General features: G+C 73.2%; 16 protein-coding genes. 8 read left to right on the top strand and 8 right to left on the bottom strand.

The features are described from left to right. Window positions 1-34: 34 nt before the first annotated feature. The 3 genes from ACIQJT_RS18925 to ACIQJT_RS18915 all read right to left on the bottom strand — a co-directional run bounded on the left by ACIQJT_RS18925 (window position 35) and on the right by ACIQJT_RS18915 (window position 2,865). Window positions 35-646 carry a TetR family transcriptional regulator gene (locus ACIQJT_RS18925; RefSeq protein WP_402644734.1) on the bottom strand — a complete coding sequence of 204 codons (612 nt, stop codon included), beginning with the start codon at window positions 644-646 and terminating at the stop codon, window positions 35-37. A gap of 337 nt (window positions 647-983) precedes the next feature. Next, a complete protein-coding gene (locus ACIQJT_RS18920) occupies window positions 984-1,808 on the bottom strand; it encodes a sugar phosphate isomerase/epimerase (protein WP_365461204.1) in 825 nt (274 codons plus the stop codon). A gap of 115 nt (window positions 1,809-1,923) precedes the next feature. Then, window positions 1,924-2,865, bottom strand: a complete 942-nt coding sequence (locus tag ACIQJT_RS18915) for a Ppx/GppA phosphatase family protein (protein WP_365461202.1) — start codon at window positions 2,863-2,865, stop codon at window positions 1,924-1,926. A gap of 71 nt (window positions 2,866-2,936) precedes the next feature. On the opposite strand from ACIQJT_RS18915, the gene ACIQJT_RS18910 reads away from it, so the two are divergent. Beyond that, complete coding sequence (locus tag ACIQJT_RS18910) at window positions 2,937-3,794, top strand: hypothetical protein (RefSeq protein WP_402644730.1); 858 nt, start codon at window positions 2,937-2,939, stop codon at window positions 3,792-3,794. A 122-nt stretch (window positions 3,795-3,916) separates the two neighbouring features. Here ACIQJT_RS18910 and ACIQJT_RS18905 read toward each other — a convergent pair whose 3' ends face one another. Further along, window positions 3,917-5,593: a hypothetical protein gene (locus tag ACIQJT_RS18905; protein ID WP_402644728.1), complete on the bottom strand. Its 1,677-nt coding sequence runs from the start codon at window positions 5,591-5,593 to the stop codon at window positions 3,917-3,919. Between the two features lie 230 nt (window positions 5,594-5,823). Between ACIQJT_RS18905 and radA the strand changes: the two genes are divergently transcribed. Then, on the top strand, window positions 5,824-7,233 hold the full coding sequence (radA, locus tag ACIQJT_RS18900; RefSeq protein ID WP_020141097.1) for a DNA repair protein RadA: 1,410 nt from the start codon (window positions 5,824-5,826) through the stop codon (window positions 7,231-7,233). 81 nt (window positions 7,234-7,314) lie between these two features. After that, complete coding sequence (disA, locus tag ACIQJT_RS18895; protein WP_365461196.1) at window positions 7,315-8,439, top strand: DNA integrity scanning diadenylate cyclase DisA; 1,125 nt, start codon at window positions 7,315-7,317, stop codon at window positions 8,437-8,439. 87 nt (window positions 8,440-8,526) lie between these two features. Here the strand turns inward: disA and ACIQJT_RS18890 are convergent, their stop codons facing one another. Then, window positions 8,527-9,396, bottom strand: a complete 870-nt coding sequence (locus tag ACIQJT_RS18890; RefSeq protein ID WP_402644723.1) for a hypothetical protein — start codon at window positions 9,394-9,396, stop codon at window positions 8,527-8,529. Window positions 9,397-9,883: 487 nt separating this feature from the next. Between ACIQJT_RS18890 and ACIQJT_RS18885 the strand changes: the two genes are divergently transcribed. The 5 genes from ACIQJT_RS18885 to cseC all read left to right on the top strand — a co-directional run bounded on the left by ACIQJT_RS18885 (window position 9,884) and on the right by cseC (window position 14,379). Continuing rightward, window positions 9,884-10,819, top strand: coding sequence for an A/G-specific adenine glycosylase (locus tag ACIQJT_RS18885; protein ID WP_402644720.1), 936 nt, complete (start codon window positions 9,884-9,886; stop codon window positions 10,817-10,819). Window positions 10,820-11,054: 235 nt separating this feature from the next. Beyond that, on the top strand, window positions 11,055-11,597 hold the full coding sequence (locus ACIQJT_RS18880) for a SigE family RNA polymerase sigma factor (RefSeq protein WP_020122536.1): 543 nt from the start codon (window positions 11,055-11,057) through the stop codon (window positions 11,595-11,597). Then, on the top strand, window positions 11,582-12,259 hold the full coding sequence (locus ACIQJT_RS18875; protein ID WP_365461190.1) for a hypothetical protein: 678 nt from the start codon (window positions 11,582-11,584) through the stop codon (window positions 12,257-12,259). Before ACIQJT_RS18880 ends, ACIQJT_RS18875 begins: the two co-directional genes overlap by 16 nt. 65 nt (window positions 12,260-12,324) lie before the next feature. After that, on the top strand, window positions 12,325-13,029 hold the full coding sequence (cseB, locus tag ACIQJT_RS18870; RefSeq protein ID WP_402644716.1) for a two-component system response regulator CseB: 705 nt from the start codon (window positions 12,325-12,327) through the stop codon (window positions 13,027-13,029). Window positions 13,030-13,044: 15 nt separating this feature from the next. Next, window positions 13,045-14,379, top strand: coding sequence for a two-component system sensor histidine kinase CseC (gene cseC, locus ACIQJT_RS18865; protein ID WP_365461186.1), 1,335 nt, complete (start codon window positions 13,045-13,047; stop codon window positions 14,377-14,379). Between the two features lie 16 nt (window positions 14,380-14,395). Here the strand turns inward: cseC and ACIQJT_RS18860 are convergent, their stop codons facing one another. From ACIQJT_RS18860 to ACIQJT_RS18850, 3 genes are read right to left on the bottom strand one after another with little or no spacing between them, the layout of a single operon-like run. Then, the gene (locus ACIQJT_RS18860; RefSeq protein WP_402644809.1) at window positions 14,396-15,247 is read right to left on the bottom strand and encodes a class I SAM-dependent methyltransferase; all 852 of its coding nucleotides are present in this window, start codon (window positions 15,245-15,247) and stop codon (window positions 14,396-14,398) included. Then, window positions 15,238-15,672 (bottom strand): VOC family protein, encoded by a 435-nt coding sequence (locus ACIQJT_RS18855; protein WP_053851128.1) that lies wholly within the window; start codon window positions 15,670-15,672, stop codon window positions 15,238-15,240. The genes ACIQJT_RS18860 and ACIQJT_RS18855 overlap by 10 nt, the downstream gene beginning before the upstream one ends. Further along, window positions 15,669-16,175, bottom strand: a complete 507-nt coding sequence (locus ACIQJT_RS18850) for a helix-turn-helix transcriptional regulator (RefSeq protein WP_402644712.1) — start codon at window positions 16,173-16,175, stop codon at window positions 15,669-15,671. The genes ACIQJT_RS18855 and ACIQJT_RS18850 overlap by 4 nt, the downstream gene beginning before the upstream one ends. Between the last annotated feature and the right edge of the window lie 4 nt (window positions 16,176-16,179).

Genomic DNA, 16,179 nt, shown 5'->3' with positions numbered 1-16,179 from the left:
AAGGTGTCCGGAATGCGGGACGCCCGTCTCGGGGTCAGGGCCCGGTCAGGTGGCCCTGCACCACCGGGGCCACCCGCGCGATGATCTGCTCGATGTCCGTGGACGCCAGTGGCTCCGCCTTGATCACGTACCGCAGCATGGCCGTCCCGACGAGCTGCGCGGCCGCGAGTTCCGCCCGCAGCTCGGCGTCCGGCAGGTCCAGCTGGTCGGCGATGCGGCGCAGCAGCTGGGAGGCGACGAGGCGGCGGAAGACGGTGGCCGCGGTCTCGTTGGTCACGGCGGAGCGGACGATCGCCAGCAGCGGCATGCGCGTCGCGGGGTTCTCCCAGACGCCGAAGATGAACCGGGTCAGGCGCTCCCCGACGTCCTCCACGGGCCCCTCGGCGACCGCGTCGGGCGCGCTCAGGGCGGGCGCGGCGGCGACCTCCACGGCCGCCTCGAAGACCTGCTCCTTGGTGCCGAAGTAGTGGTGGACCAGGGCCGAGTCCACGCCCGCGGCCTTGGCGATCCCGCGCACGGACGTCTTCTCGTAGCCCCGCTCGGAGAACTCCTCCCGGGCGGCGAGCAGGATCCGGTCACGGGTACCGGCCCCGTCGGACTCGGTACGCCGGGGCCGACCACGTTTCCGCGCGGTGACGTCGTTCATGGGCGCGGCACCTTGTGGGCGGTGCGGGGTGCCGAGGCGCGGGGCGCGGTGGCCGGCGGCCGGTTCTCGAGGGCGGTGCGGGGTGCGGTGGCGTGGGGTGCGGTGGCCGGCGGCCGGTTCTCGAGGGCGGGAGACACCTGCGCCGCTGTCCGGCTCCCGGGCACGCGGGACATCCGCCCGCCGGGCCCGGTGCCGGCCACCAAAGCCGACCGCACGCCAGGCCCGCTACCGGTCACCAAAGCCACCCGCACACCAGGCCCACTGCCCGCCCCCGCAGCCACCCGCGCACCGGATCCGCTCCCGGCCCCCGCAGCCACCCGCACGCCCGCCCTCCCCCTCACCGCCGCGGCACCTTCACCGGTGAGGCCAGGTGGAGGCGGGCGAAGGCAAGGGCCTCGGCGAGGTCGGCCTCGCGTTCGGCGCCGGACATCGCGCGGCGGGTGTTGACCTCGATGACGACATGGCCGTCGAAGCCGGTCAGCGCGAGGCGCTCCAGGAGCTCGGCGCAGGGCTGGTCGCCGCGCCCCGGCACGAGGTGCTCGTCCTTCGCGGAGCCCTTGCCGTCGGCGAGGTGGACGTGGCCGAGCCGGTCCCCCATCCGGTCGACCATCTGCATCGCGTCGGTCCGGGAGGTGGCCGCGTGGCTGAGGTCGATCGTGAAGTGCCGGTAGTCGTCCTTGGTGACGTCCCAGTCGGGGGCGTAGGCGAGCATCTCGCGGTCGCGGTAGCGCCAGGGGTACATGTTCTCGACGGCGAACCGTACGTCCGTCTCGTTCGCCATGCGCCAGATGCCGCTGACGAAGTCACGGGCGTACTGGCGCTGCCAGCGGAACGGCGGGTGCACGACGACCGTGCTCGCGCCCAGTTTCTCGGCGGCCGCCCGGGCCCGCTGGAGCTTGACCCAGGGGTCGGTGGACCACACCCGCTGCGTGATGAGCAGGCAGGGGGCGTGCACGGCGAGTATGGGGATGCCGTGATAGTCGGAGAGGCGGCGCAGGGCCTCGATGTCCTGGCTGACCGGGTCGGTCCACACCATGACCTCGACGCCGTCGTACCCGAGACGCGCGGCGATCTCGAAGGCCGTCGCCGTCGACTCCGGGTAGACGGAGGCCGTCGAGAGGGCGACCTTCGCATCCGGGATCCGTACGACTGGTTCTGCCACGGTCGTCAGCCTACGGCGTCCGCCGGGGTGGGACGGAACGCCCGCTCGCCGTTGTGGCGCTTGCCACTGGGCGGGTGCGGGTGCGCTGTGGTCGCACGCACGTCTGCCCGCGCCCCTAGATCCCCTGCGCGGAACCCATGTGGTCGAGTCTGCGCAGGATCACGCCTTCCCTCAGCGCCCACGGACAGATCTCGACCGTTTCCACGCCGAACAGATCCATCGCGCCCTCGGCCACCAGGGCGCCCGCCAGGAGCTGGTTCGCCCTGCCCTCCGAGACGCCCGGGAGTTCCGCCCGCTGCTCCGTCGTCATCCCGGCAAGCCTCGGGACCCACGCCTCCAGGGACTCGCGCTTGAGCTCGCGCTGGACGTAGAGGCCCTCGGCGGAACGGGCCGCGCCGGCCAGCCGGGCGAGCTGCTTGAAGGTCTTGGAGGTGGCGACCACGTGGTCGGGGGCGCCGAAGCGGGCGAACTCGCCGACCGTACGCGCTATCTGGGCGCGCACGTGCCGTCGCAGGGCCCGGACGTCATCGGGGGCCGGGGGGTCGCCGGGGAGCCAGCCCGCCGTGAGGCGGCCCGCGCCCAGCGGCAGGGAGACCGCCGCGTCCGGTTCCTCGTCGATGCCGTAGGCGATCTCCAGGGAGCCGCCGCCGATGTCGAGGACCAGGAGCTTGCCCGCCGACCAGCCGAACCAGCGGCGGGCGGCGAGGAAGGTGAGACGTGCCTCCTCGGCGCCGGTGAGGACCTGGAGCTCGACGCCGGTCTCGGCCCGCACGCGCGCGAGGACGTCGTCGGCGTTGCCGGCCTCGCGGACGGCGGAGGTGGCGAACGGCAGCAGGTTCTCGACGCCCTTGTCCTCGGCGGCCTGGAGCGCGTCCTTGACGACCGAGACGAGTTTCTCGACGCCCTCGGGACCGATCGCCCCGGCCTCGTCGAGGAGTTGGGCAAGACGCAGTTCCGCCTTGTGCGAGTGCGCGGGCAGAGGGCGTGCGCCGGGGTGCGCGTCCACCACCAGCAGGTGCACCGTGTTCGATCCCACGTCGAGGACACCGAGTCTCATGTAGGGAACGCTACTGCCAGCAGGGCGTTCGACTGTCTCCGGAGGGGCCTCGGGCGACTTACCCTGGACGCGTGCCAAAGACGAAAAAGGTGAAGGACGACAAAACGGCCGTTTCTGCCGACGGTCCTTCGCGGGTGAAGCCGCCGAAGCAGTCGCGGAAGGCCATGAAGGCTCTGAAGGAGGACGAGAAGGGCCTCGACTTCGCGCGCGCGTGGGTGGAGTTCCCGGATCCGGCGGACGACGAGCAGGTCTTCCGCTGCGATCTGACATGGCTGACCTCCCGGTGGAACTGCATCTTCGGCAGCGGCTGCCAGGGCATCCGGGCGGGCCGGGCGGACGACGGCTGCTGCACCCTGGGCGCCCACTTCTCCGACGAGGAGGACGAGCAGCGGGTCGCGGAGCACGTGGCGCGGCTCACGCCGGACATCTGGCAGCACCACGCCGAGGGCACCCGGGGCGGCTGGGTCTCGGAGGACGAGGACGGCGACCGGCAGACCCGCCCCTTCGAGGGCTCCTGCATCTTCCAGAACCGGCCCGGCTTCCCGGGCGGCCAGGGCTGCTCGCTGCACATCCTGGCGCTGCGGGAGGGCCGCGAGCCGCTGGAGACCAAGCCGGACGTCTGCTGGCAGCTCCCGGTGCGGCGGACGTACGAGTGGATCGACCGGCCCGACGACACCCGCGTCCTCCAGGTGTCCATCGGGGAGTACGACCGGCGCGGCTGGGGCCCGGGCGGCCACGACCTGCACTGGTGGTGCACGTCGGCGACCTCGGCACACGGCGCCGGCGACCCGGTCTACGTCTCCTACCGCCCCGAACTGATCGAGCTGATGGGCAAGGCGGGCTACGACCGCCTGGTCGAGCTGTGCGAGCAACGCCTGGCCTCCCAACTGCCCCTGGTGGCCCCGCATCCGGCGGACCCGACCGGCTGAGCGGTGAAGGCGGGGGTGCCGGGGGCTCGCCTGCGGTGGCGGCCTCCCCCGGCACCTCTGACGGCTCCCCGGGCACCCCTGACGGCACCCCCGGGCACCCCTCACGGCACCCCCGGCACTCATCACGACGCCGACGGACTCGGTCCGTCGCCGTCCGTCGGTGAGGCCGTCGGGCTCGGCGGGCCGGACGGGGTGGGGTCCGCCGGGGTCGGGGAGGGGGACGAGGTCGGCGGGTCGCTGGGTGTGGGGTCCGAGGGGGTCGAGGCCGTGGGGCCGGGGCTGGACGGCGGTGTCGTCGGCTCGCCGGGGTCGGACGGGGCGGGCGCCGTGCCGTAGCCCTCGATGGTGACGACGGCGCCTGCCGGTGCGATGGCCACGCGCGCGCTCCAGGGGCCGGACGGCTCGCGCAGATGGTCGACGTACACCTTGATCGTCAACGACTCGCCGGGTTTCAGGGTTCCCGAGGACTGGCTCAGGTAGAGCCAGGGGGCGCCCGTGGTGGCCGACCAGCGGACCGGGGCGTCGCCGGTGGCGGTGAGGGTGACCAGCGTGGTGTCGCCGCTGTTGCCGGCGCGGACCTCCAGGTGTCCGGCGCCCTTCCGGCCGGCCCCGGCGACGCTCACCACCTCCACCGAGACGTCGGGACGGCCGTCCTTGGCGAAGCGGTTGCCGGGTTTCGCGCTGGCGTTGCCGGCGTTCTGGTAGCCGCCGCTGGCCGCCACGCCGTCCAGGCTGTCGGGGCCGTGCGCCTCGCTGGCGCTGGTGGAGTGGCCGTCGGCCTCCTCGCCGGGGCCACCCCGGTAGGCGGCCCACAGGGCCAGCACGGGGGCGGCGACGACGGTGGCGACGACGGTCGTGGTGACGGCACGCGCGCGGAGGCGGTCGCGGCGGGCGGCCCGGTCCTTGGGGTCCATCGGGAAGCCGCGCCAGTCGAAGCGGGGCACGGCGACGCCACGCGCGCGTGGCGGGTGCGCCGACGCCTTGTGCAGGGCCGCGCGGGGTGCCTCCAGCACGGGCAGCTCGGCGGGCGTGATCATGGCGCCGGGCCAGCGGCCGGGGATCGCGCGCTCGGCACTGCGGCGGCAACGCGGACAGTCGTCGACGTGGCGCACGAGTTCGCGGCGCAGGGCGGAGCTGAGCACGAACTGGCTGTCGCCGGTCAGCCGCGCCACGCTCGGGCAGTCGCCGGTCTCGACGACGGCGAGGGCCGCGCGTGTGCGCTCGACCTCGCAGGCGGCGGAGGCGAGCAGTTCACGGGCGCCGGCGAGGTCCATGCCGAGGACGGCGGCGACCTCGTGGGCGGCGAGGTGGTGGCGCACGGCGAGTTCGAGCGCCTCGCGCTGCTCGGGGGTGGTACCGGCCGCCTCCGGCCAGGCCAGCAGGGCGAGTTCGCGGCGCCGCGCCTCCAGCACGTCCTCGGCGGGCGGGGGTTCGGCGGGCTGCCGGGACGCGCCGTGGCGGCCCGCCGCGTGCGTGGCCTGACGTTTCTGCTTGGCCTCGGCGAGCTTGCGCAGACAGGCCCAGCGGGCCAAGGCGTACAGCCAGGCCCTGCGGTCGCCGGCCGCGTCCGGGCCGCCGCGCCGCTCGGCGAGCGCGAGGACGTCGGCGAGGGCGGCGGTCGCCGCGTCGTGGTCGCACAGCACGGACATGCAGTAGGTGAACAGGCCGTCGAGGTACGGCTCACAGCGCGCGGGCGGCCGCTGCGCCAGGGTGCGCGCCGCGCCGCGGTCGCGCTCCTGCCGTTGCGCCCGGTGCGCGCCGGTGGTGCGGGTCGAGGTCTCCGGACTGCTGCTCATCATCCGTGGACCGTAGGGGGCGAAACATGGCCCCTTCCTGCGCCTTGAGCACTTTTACTCCGTACGGGTGAAACGATCCCTCAATAGGGGACGGGAACCCGCGATTCCATGGCTCGTTCCCACCGTGCCGTGGCCGATTCACCTGTCGGGCGGGCGGCGCTTCCCCGTGCCGGACCGCGTGCCGTCCGGCGGGCGGCGACGGCGTTGTCAGTGGCGGCGGTTACGGTTCGTGCATGGCCACCCGTACGAAGTCCGCCAAGGAGCGCCCGTCCTACCGCTGCACCGAGTGCGGCTGGCAGACGGCCAAGTGGCTCGGCCGCTGCCCCGAGTGCCAGGCCTGGGGGACGATCGAGGAGTACGGCGCCCCCGCGGTGCGTACGACGACACCCGGCCGCGTCACCACCTCCGCCGTGCCCATCGGCCAGGTCGACGGCCGCCAGGCCACCGCCCGCTCCACCGGTGTGCCGGAGCTGGACCGGGTGCTCGGCGGCGGTCTCGTTCCCGGCGCGGTGGTGCTCCTCGCGGGCGAGCCCGGCGTCGGCAAGTCCACGCTGCTGCTGGACGTGGCGGCCAAGGCGGCGAGCGACGAGCACCGCACGCTCTACGTGACCGGCGAGGAGTCCGCGAGCCAGGTCCGGCTGCGCGCCGACCGCATCGGCGCGATCGACGACCACCTGTATCTCGCCGCCGAGACCGACCTGTCGGCGGTGCTCGGGCACCTGGACGCGGTGAAGCCGTCGCTGCTGATCCTCGACTCGGTGCAGACGGTGGCCTCCCCGGAGATCGACGGCGCCCCCGGCGGCATGGCCCAGGTGCGCGAGGTGGCCGGGGCGCTGATCCGGGCCTCCAAGGAGCGCGGCATGTCCACGCTCCTGGTGGGCCATGTCACCAAGGACGGCGCGATCGCCGGCCCGCGCCTGCTGGAGCACCTGGTGGACGTGGTGCTGAGCTTCGAGGGCGACCGGCACGCCCGCCTCAGGCTCGTACGGGGCGTCAAGAACCGCTACGGCGCCACCGACGAGGTCGGCTGCTTCGAGCTGCACGACGAGGGCATCACGGGCCTCGCGGACCCGAGCGGACTTTTCCTGACACGTCGTGACGAACCGGTCCCCGGTACCTGTCTCACCGTCACCCTGGAGGGCCGCCGCCCCCTGGTGGCCGAGGTCCAGGCGCTCACCGTCGACTCGCAGATCCCCTCGCCCCGGCGCACCACCTCGGGCCTGGAGACCTCCCGTGTCTCGATGATGCTCGCCGTCCTGGAGCAGCGCGGCCGGATCAGCGCGCTCGGCAAGCGGGACATCTACTCCGCGACGGTCGGCGGGGTAAAGCTTTCGGAACCTGCCGCGGACCTCGCGGTCGCGCTCGCCCTGGCGTCGGCGGCGAGCGACACCCCGCTGCCCAAGAACCTCGTCGCGATCGGCGAGGTGGGGCTCGCGGGCGAGGTCAGACGGGTCACGGGCGTCCAGCGCAGGCTCTCCGAGGCCCACCGTCTGGGGTTCACTCACGCGCTCGTTCCGGGCGATCCCGGCAAGGTCCCGGCCGGTATGAAGGTCCTGGAAGTCGCGGACATAGGGGACGCCCTGAGGGTCCTTCCGCGCTCGCGTCGGCGAGAGGCCCCGCGGGACGCGGAGGACCGCCGGTAGACTTTGCCCTGGTCTCGCCCGTCCGTACGAACCGAATGTGCGACACGGGAGCGCCCAAGACCCCGCGACCGGAGGAGAGCAGTGGCAGCCAACGACCGGGCAGCAGCTCCCGGAAAGTCCGGTGGGAGTGCCGGTTCCGATGGCCTGATGCGCGCCTCCCTGAGCGCCGTGGCCCCCGGCACCCCCCTGCGCGACGGCCTCGAGCGGGTGCTGCGCGGCAACACCGGCGGACTCATCGTGCTCGGCTTCGACAAGACGGTGGAGACGATGTGCACGGGCGGTTTCGTCCTGGACGTCGAGTTCGCGGCCACGCGTCTGCGTGAGCTGTGCAAGCTGGACGGCGGCATCGTGCTCTCGTCCGACCTGTCGAAGATCCTGCGGGCGGGCGTGCAGTTCGTGCCCGACGCGACGATCCCGACGGAGGAGACGGGCACCCGGCACCGCACCGCGGACCGGGTGAGCAAGCAGGTCGGCTTCCCGGTGGTCTCGGTCTCCCAGTCGATGCGCCTGATCGCCCTGTACGTCGACGGGCAGCGCCGCGTCCTGGAGGACTCCGCGGCGATCCTGTCCCGCGCCAACCAGGCCCTGGCGACCCTGGAGCGCTACAAGCTGCGCCTGGACGAGGTCGCGGGCACGCTCTCCGCGCTGGAGATCGAGGACCTGGTCACCGTCCGGGACGTGTCGGCCGTGGCCCAGCGCCTGGAGATGGTCCGCCGTATCGCCACGGAGATCGCCGAGTACGTGGTCGAACTCGGCACGGACGGACGCCTGCTCGCCCTCCAGCTCGACGAGTTGATCGCGGGCGTGGAGCCGGAACGCGAACTGGTGGTCCGGGACTACGTCCCCGAGCCCACCGCGAAGCGCTCCCGCACGGTCGACGAGGCGCTGTCGGAGCTGGACGCGCTGACCCACGCCGAGCTCCTCGAACTCCCCACCGTGGCTCGCGCCCTGGGCTACACCGGCTCCCCCGAGGCGATCGACTCGGGCGTCTCCCCCCGCGGCTTCCGCCTCCTGGCCAAGGTCCCCCGGCTGCCGGGCGCGATCATCGACCGCCTGGTGGAGCACTTCGGCGGCCTCCAGAAGCTGCTGGCGGCCAGCGTCGACGACCTCCAGACGGTGGACGGCGTCGGCGAGGCGAGGGCGAGGAGCGTCCGGGAGGGCCTGTCGAGGCTGGCGGAGAGCTCGATCCTGGAACGCTACGTCTAGAGCCTTCAGGGGCGCGGGAGACGGCGCGACAGGCCCCCACCGGGCCGCGGACGACGAACAACCATCCGCGGCACCCCCTTGGTCGTCTCAGTCGTTCTCCAGCACGAACGAGGCCTGAGCCGTGGCATACCCGGGCGCCTTGACCTCCACCAGGTAGGTACCGGCCCCCGCCGACCCCGCGGGAGGCGTCGCGCACTGCGGAGCGCTCGGCTTGCGGTCCCACTTCACGGTGTACGTGATGCTGCTTCCGGCCGGAGCCCGGTAGACCAGGTGGCCCGCGGTCCTGGGGCAGTCGGCGGACGACCAGTACGGGTCGTCCTCGTCGGCCTGAGTGATCGTCAACACCGCGTTCCTGGGCCCGAGATCGACCTTGCAGTCACTGCCGGAGGTGTTCGTCGCGGTCAGCAGCAGCGTCGGCGTCTCGCCGGGCTCGTAGGCGTTGTGCAGGCTGCGCACGCTCAACCTCACCGCGCCCGCCGTGCAGTTGGGCAGCGCGGAACCGGCCGGGAGGGTGTCGCTCTGCCCGACCCCGATGCCCGTACCGCTGCCGCCGACGCCGACGCCCCCGGCGCCCGAGCCGCCCGCACCCGCGGAGCCGCCCGTGCCGGTCTCGCCGCCGGCCCCCGAGCCGCCCCCCGCGGCCGCACCCGCGCCGCCGGCGGAACCGGAGCCCGAGCCCGAACCCCCGCCGGTGTCGCCGCCGGTCGTCGACTCGTCGCGGCCGCCCGGGGCTTGGCTGATCGCCGGCCCGGAACCGGAGGGGCCGGGGGTGATCGTGGAGGGGGAGGGATTCTTGTCGTTGGGCCCGTCCGCGCCGTTCTTGCCGCCTCCGCCGCCGGAGGTGACGATCCACGCGATCAGCAACGCCAGCACGGCTAGGACGGACAGCATGACGGCCCTCCGTCGCCAGTAGATGGAGGAGGGAAGCGGCCCGACCGGATTGCGCAGAGATCCCACGGCGCAAACTGTACGAGAGATCGGCGAGTTCACCGTCCTCACCCGCCGTCCGGCGCCACAACTTTTCAGGATCATCATTCCGGAACTGACACGTGACGATCGCGGGGTGTGACCGTATCCGCCTGCCGCCTACGGTCCGTGACCGTGGATTTCGAGGAGGCCGATGCCCACCGGCCCGTCGCCGACGTCACCGATGACACCCGCACGTGGGTACGACACGGCGCCCGGACGTGGACGGAGAGCGGACTCCCGCTCCCCGGCGCGCTGTTCACCCCCGCCGCCCACGCATTCGCGATCGCGTCCCTTGCAGCTCTGGCCAGGGCCGGCCACCGACTCCGCCCCGCGCGCCGTGAGTTGCCCGCCGCTCCCGGCGCCGCCCCTTGCGGTGCCGGTACGGCCCGCACCGCCTTCGGTCATCAGGTGCAGGCGCCCCCCGGGGTGGCGGTCCGTCCGCGCGGGCCCCCGGCCATGGCAGGATCGGAAGGCCATGACTGCGCCCACGAAGCCCCCGCACAGCAGCCCCGCCGACGGCAGCACCGACGCTCCGCCCGGAGCGGGCCTGCACTCCCCCGTCATCGACTGGTTCGACGAGCACGCCCGGGATCTGCCGTGGCGGCGGCCCGAGGCCGGGCCGTGGGGGGTGATGGTCAGCGAGTTCATGCTCCAGCAGACGCCCGTCAGCCGGGTCCTCCCGGTCTACGAGCAGTGGCTCGCGCGGTGGCCGCGCCCCGCCGACCTGGCCGCGGAGGCGCCCGGTGAGGCCGTGCGCGCCTGGGGCCGGCTCGGCTATCCGCGCCGGGCGCTGCGGCTGCACGGTGCCGCGGTCGCCATAACGGAACGGCACGGCGGTGACGTACCGACGGACCACGCGCAACTGCTCGCGCTGCCCGGGATCGGCGAGTACACGGCGGCCGCCGTCGCCTCCTTCGCGTACGGGCAGCGGCACGCGGTGCTGGACACCAACGTGCGGCGGGTGCTCGCCCGGGCGGTGACCGGTGTGCAGTACCCGCCGAACGCCACCACCGCCGCCGAGCGCAAGCTCGCCCGCGCGCTGCTGCCGGAGGACGAGAGGACCGCCGCGCGCTGGGCCGCCGCCTCCATGGAGCTCGGCGCGCTCGTCTGCACGGCCAAGAACGAGACGTGCCAGCGCTGTCCCATCGCCGCCCAGTGCGCCTGGCGGCTCGCCGGCAAGCCCGAGCACGACGGGCCGGCGCGGCGCGGACAGACGTACGCCGGTACCGACCGCCAGGTGCGCGGCAAGCTGCTCGCCGTGCTGCGGGAGGCCCACACGCCCGTCCCGCAGGCGGCCCTCGACCGGGTGTGGCACGAGCCGGTGCAGCGGGCGCGGGCCCTGGACGGTCTGGTCGCGGACGGGCTCGTCGAACCCCTCCCGGGTGGTTTGTATCGGCTGCCGTTGACATAGCCCGGCACAAGCAAACCGGCAAATGCCCCTGAACCGGCGCGAAAACCCGCGCCGGTTTACCCCTTTTCGGCTTCCGTTACACAACCGACGGACAGCCGATTGCCAGCCGCGCGCTGCTCCGCACAGCCCCGTGACAACCGCTCCGTAGCTTCGTTGCCATGCCGCACACCAGGCGGCAGCAGACGTGAAGACAACCGGCAGGGACTGCCGGAACGGGGATCAGGAGGCGGTCGACATGGCGCAGGGCGAGGTGCTCGAGTTCGAGGAGTACGTCCGCACCCGGCAGGACGCGCTGCTGCGCAGCGCACGCCGCCTGGTCCCGGACCCGGTCGACGCGCAGGACCTGCTCCAGACGGCGCTCGTGCGGACGTACGGCCGCTGGGAGACCATCGAGGACAAGCGGCTCGCGGACGCCTACCTGCGCCGGGTGATGATCAACACCCGTACGGAGTGGTGGCGGGCGCGGAAGCTGGAGGAGGTGCCGACCGAGCAGCTCCCGGACGCCTCGGTCGACGACTCCACCGAGCAGCACGCGGACCGCGCCCTGCTGATGGACGTCATGAAGGTGCTGGCCCCCAAGCAGCGCAGCGTCGTGGTGCTGCGACACTGGGAGCAGATGTCCACGGAGGAGACGGCCGCCGCCCTCGGCATGTCGGCCGGTACGGTCAAGAGCACGCTGCACCGGGCGCTCGCCCGGCTCCGCGAGGAGCTGGAGGCCCGCGACCTGGACGCACGCGCGCTGGAGCGTGAGGAGCGGGAGCGTTGCGCGGCGGCCTGACCGAACCCGGGCCCACCCGGCCGGACCTCGCTCCGGTCCGGGGGATCTTCCAGGCGGCGAGCACGGCGGTGGCCGTGCTGGCCGCCCTCGCCCTTTTCGTCTCCGGCTGCGCCACCGGCGGCACCGGCACCCGTGACGAGGGTCCGGCGCACGCGGTCGCGGGGACCGGCGTCTCCCCCTCCGCCATGCCGTCCGCCATGGCCTCCCCGCGCCTGGACCGCAAGGGCGCGATCGCCCTGCTCCGGTCCGACCCGAAGGTCTCCGAGGCGGTCAAGCGCGATCTCGAACCCTGCGGCACCGACCAGTACCCGGTCGACCTCTTCTACGGCGACCTGACCGGCGGCCCGGCCGACGACGTCGTCGTCAACGTCGTGACCTGTGCCGATCTGGTGGGCGTCGGCTCGTACGTGTACCGCGAGGAGGACGGTTCCTACCAGAATGTCTTCCAGACCGAGGAACCTCCGGTCTACGCCGAGATAGACCGCGGCGACCTGGTGGTGACCAAGCAGGTGTACGAGAAGGGCGACCCGGTGTCGGACCCGTCCGGCGAGAACGTGATCACGTACCGCTGGGCCTCGGGGCGGTTCGCCGCGGTGTACCGGACCCACAGCGACTACAGCAACGTCGTCGGCACGGATCCGACGCCGGTGCCCGACAGCTGAACCGATCGGGCCGCCCGCAACGATCCCGCAGTGACCGCAACGACCCCGAAGAGTGAGAGCACCGGATGGCAGACCAGACCCACGTGCTGTTCGTCGAGGACGACGACGTCATCCGCGAGGCCACCCAACTCGCCCTGGAGCGGGACGGCTTCGCGGTCACGGCCATGCCCGACGGCCTGTCGGGCCTGGAGGCGTTCCGGGCGGACCGCCCCGACATCGCCCTGCTGGACGTCATGGTCCCGGGCCTGGACGGGGTCAGCCTGTGCCGCCGTATCCGCGACGAGTCCACCGTGCCGGTGATCATGCTGTCGGCGCGGGCCGACTCGATCGACGTGGTGCTCGGTCTGGAGGCCGGCGCCGACGACTACGTGACCAAGCCCTTCGACGGGGCGGTGCTGGTCGCCCGGATCCGCGCGGTGCTGCGCCGCTTCGGGCACGCGGGCGGGACCGACAAGGGCGACGTGGGCGCCGACGCGGCCGCCGGGGGTGTGCTGACCTTCGGGGAGCTGGAGGTCGACACCGAGGGCATGGAGGTGCGCAAGGGCGGGCAGCCGGTGGCGCTCACCCCGACCGAGATGCGGCTGCTGCTCGAGTTCTCCTCCGCGCCGGGCACGGTCCTGTCCCGGGACAAGCTCCTGGAACGGGTGTGGGACTACGGCTGGGGCGGTGACACCCGGGTCGTCGACGTCCATGTGCAGCGGCTGCGGACGAAGATCGGCCAGGACCGGATCGAGACGGTCCGCGGCTTCGGCTACAAGTTGAAGGCCTGAGCGGGGGCCTGGGGCATGCGGGGGATCCTTCGGGGCCCGGTGACGGAGCGCGTGGTGATGCGGACGGGGCTGAGATGGAAGCTCAGCGCGGCCATCGCGCTGGTCGGCGCGCTCGTGGCGGTCGCGCTCAGCCTGGTCGTGCACAACGCGGCCCGCGTCTCGATGCTGGACAACGCGCGCGACCTCGCCGACGAGCGCATCCAGATCGCCCAGCGCAACTACGAGCTGACGGGCAAGCCGAACTTCCCCAGCATCGCGGTCGACGACCGCCGTCTGCCGCCCGCGCTGCGCGAGAAGGTCGAGGAGGGCCGCCGGGCGACGTACGTCTCCGACCGGCCCGACCGGGGGCCGGACATCTGGGCCGCGGTCCCGGTCAAGGGCGGGCACGTGCTGTCGCTGCACACCGGGTTCACGGACCGCAGCACGGACATCCTCAAGGATCTCGACCAGGCCCTGGTGATCGGCTCCATCGCGGTGGTCCTGGGCGGCAGCGCGCTCGGCGTGCTCATCGGCGGGCAGTTGTCGCGGCGGCTGCGCAAGGCGGCGACCGCGGCGAACCAGATGGCCAAGGGCGAGACGGACGTCCGGGTCAGGGACGCGATCGGCGGGGTCGTTCGGGACGAGACCGACGACCTCGCGAGCGCCGTGGACGCCATGGCGGACGCGCTCCAGCAGCGGCTGGAGGCCGAGCGGCGGGTCACCGCCGACATCGCGCACGAACTGCGGACCCCGGTGACGGGCCTGCTGACGGCTGCGGAACTGCTGCCTCCGGGGCGGCCCACGGAATTGGTCCTGGACCGGGCGAAGGCCATGCGCACCCTCGTCGAGGACGTCCTGGAGGTGGCCCGGCTGGACGGCGCCTCGGAGCGGGCCGAGCTCCAGGACATCCTGCTCGGCGAGTTCGTCACCCGCCGGGTGGCCGCCAAGGACCCCGGGATCGAGGTCCGTGTGGTGCACGAGTCGGAGGTCACCACCGATCCGCGCCGCCTGGAACGCGTCCTGTTCAACCTCCTCGCCAACGCCGCCCGGCACGGCAGCCCGCCCATCGAGGTCACCGTGGAGGGCCGCGTCATCCGCGTCCGCGACCACGGTCCCGGTTTCCCCGAGGACCTCCTCGCCGACGGCCCGAGCCGCTTCCGCACGGGCAGCGCGGACCGCGCGGGGCACGGGCACGGTCTGGGGCTGACCATCGCGGCCGGCCAGGCACGGGTCATGGGAGCCCGGCTGACCTTCCGCAACGTCCGCCCGGCGGGAGCCGCCGACGGGGTTCCGGCGGAGGGCGCGGTGGCGGTGCTGTGGCTGCCGGAACACGCGCCCACGGCGACGGGGAGCTACCCGCTGCTGCCGTGAGCTGCGGCCGGAACTCTCAGGTGGTCGCCACCACCAGCTCCTCCCCCCTGGACGGCCGTACGCCGTCCGTCCTGCCCCGGAAGTACCGCCGGTCCAGTTCCTCCACCGGGACGTGCCGGACGTCCGGGAAACCGCACTCGCGCGCCAGGGTCAGGATCTCGGCGGGCCTGAAGAAGCTGAGGAAGGGTGTCCCCGCCGCCCGCGCTCCCCGCACCGCCGCTTCCATCTGTGCCCGCTGGTCCGGCTCGACATCCTCCGGCGGCCGCAGGAAGGTCGTGACCAGCGTGGAACCCTGGGCGAGCCCGGCGACCGCGCGGAAGGTGGCGTCGTTCGCCTCCCGGGTGAGGTACATCGTGACGCCCGTGGAGGCCACCACCGCGGGGCGCCCGGGATCGAAGCCGGCCGCGGCCAGGGTCCCCCACCAGTCCCCCTCGAAGTCGACCGGTACGAGCCGCAGCCACTCGGGGACGCCGAGACCGAGCTGCTCCAGCCTCCGGCGCTTCCAGGACTGCGGTCCCGGCCGGTCCACCTCGAAGACCCGCAACCCGCGCTCGGCGGCGATCTCCGGTCTGCGCTGGGCGAACGTGTCGAGGCCGGCGCCGAGGACGACGTACTGCCCGACGTCCCGCTCGACGACGAGGTCCTCCACGAACCGGGTCCGCGCCACGATCGAGGCCCGGGTGCGGCGGGTGGCGTGCACGTCCATGTCCGGCCGGTCCCGCCACCCCTCGTCCGGGTCCGCGAGCCGCAGTCCGATCTCGTCCTCCAGCACGTGCGGCGGCGGATCGGCGCACACGTGCAGCGCCCGCCAGAGGGCGACCCGGACGGCGGTGTGATCGGCCTCGGCCACGACCTCCGTCACGCCCAGTCCTTGGAGAAGTCCAGCTCGTCACTGCGCTGGGTCAGCGAGTACCAGTTGCCGTTGTCGTCGCGGAAGATCGCCTCGATGCCGTACGGCCGCTCCTGGGGCTCCTGGACGAACTCCACCCCGCGCGCCCGGAACGTCTCGTAGTCCCCTCGGCAGTCGTCGGTGCGGAACGCGCCCGCGCCCATCACGCCCTTGCCGACGAGCTTCTTCAGCGCCTCGGCGGACTCGGGGTCGAGACCCGGGCCGTCGAGGCTCATCAGCGCCAGCTCGACGCCCTGCTGCTCCTTCGCGCCGACGGTGACCCATGTCATGTCGCCCATCGAGACCTCGCTGCGCACCTCGAAGTCCAGCTTCTCGGTGAAGAAGGCCTTGGTGCGCTGCTGGTCGAAGGTCCACACGGTGGTGATGCCCAGACCCTGGATCATGGCTCCGCTCTCCTGTCGTCGGGGGGTTCCTCCTCGTCACCGTAGGCAGCGGCGGGGCCGGGCCGCTTCTTCGAAGTTGCGGTCCTCGCGGTGCCTCCCGCGGTGCCTCTCGCGGTGGGGAAGCCGCCGGCCCAGAGCATGGCGTAGCAGCCGGGGATCAGGGCGGCTCCGCGGCCCACGTGCTCGGTGCGGTACTCGCTCGGGGCGAGGCCGGTCCGCGCCTTGAAGCGGGCGGAGAAGGTGCCGAGGCTGCTGAACCCGACCAGATGGCAGATCTCGGTCACGCTCAGGTCGGCGCCCCTCAGCATCTCCTCGGCCCGCTCGATCCGCCGGTGCGTGAGGTACTGCCCGGGGGTCTCGCCGTACGTCTCCCGGAACACCCGGATGAAGTGGTAGCGCGAGTACCCGGCGTGCGCGGCGACGGCGTCCAGGTCGAGCTCCGGATCGGCCCAGTCCCGGTCCATGGCGTCCTTGGCGAGCCTGATCTGCCGCACTTTGTCCATGGGC

The sequence above is a fragment of the Streptomyces sp. NPDC091972 genome (genome assembly GCF_044756385.1).
In the GTDB taxonomy this organism is placed as follows: Bacteria; Actinomycetota; Actinomycetes; order Streptomycetales; family Streptomycetaceae; genus Streptomyces.
This window is presented reverse-complemented; position numbering and strand designations above follow the sequence as displayed.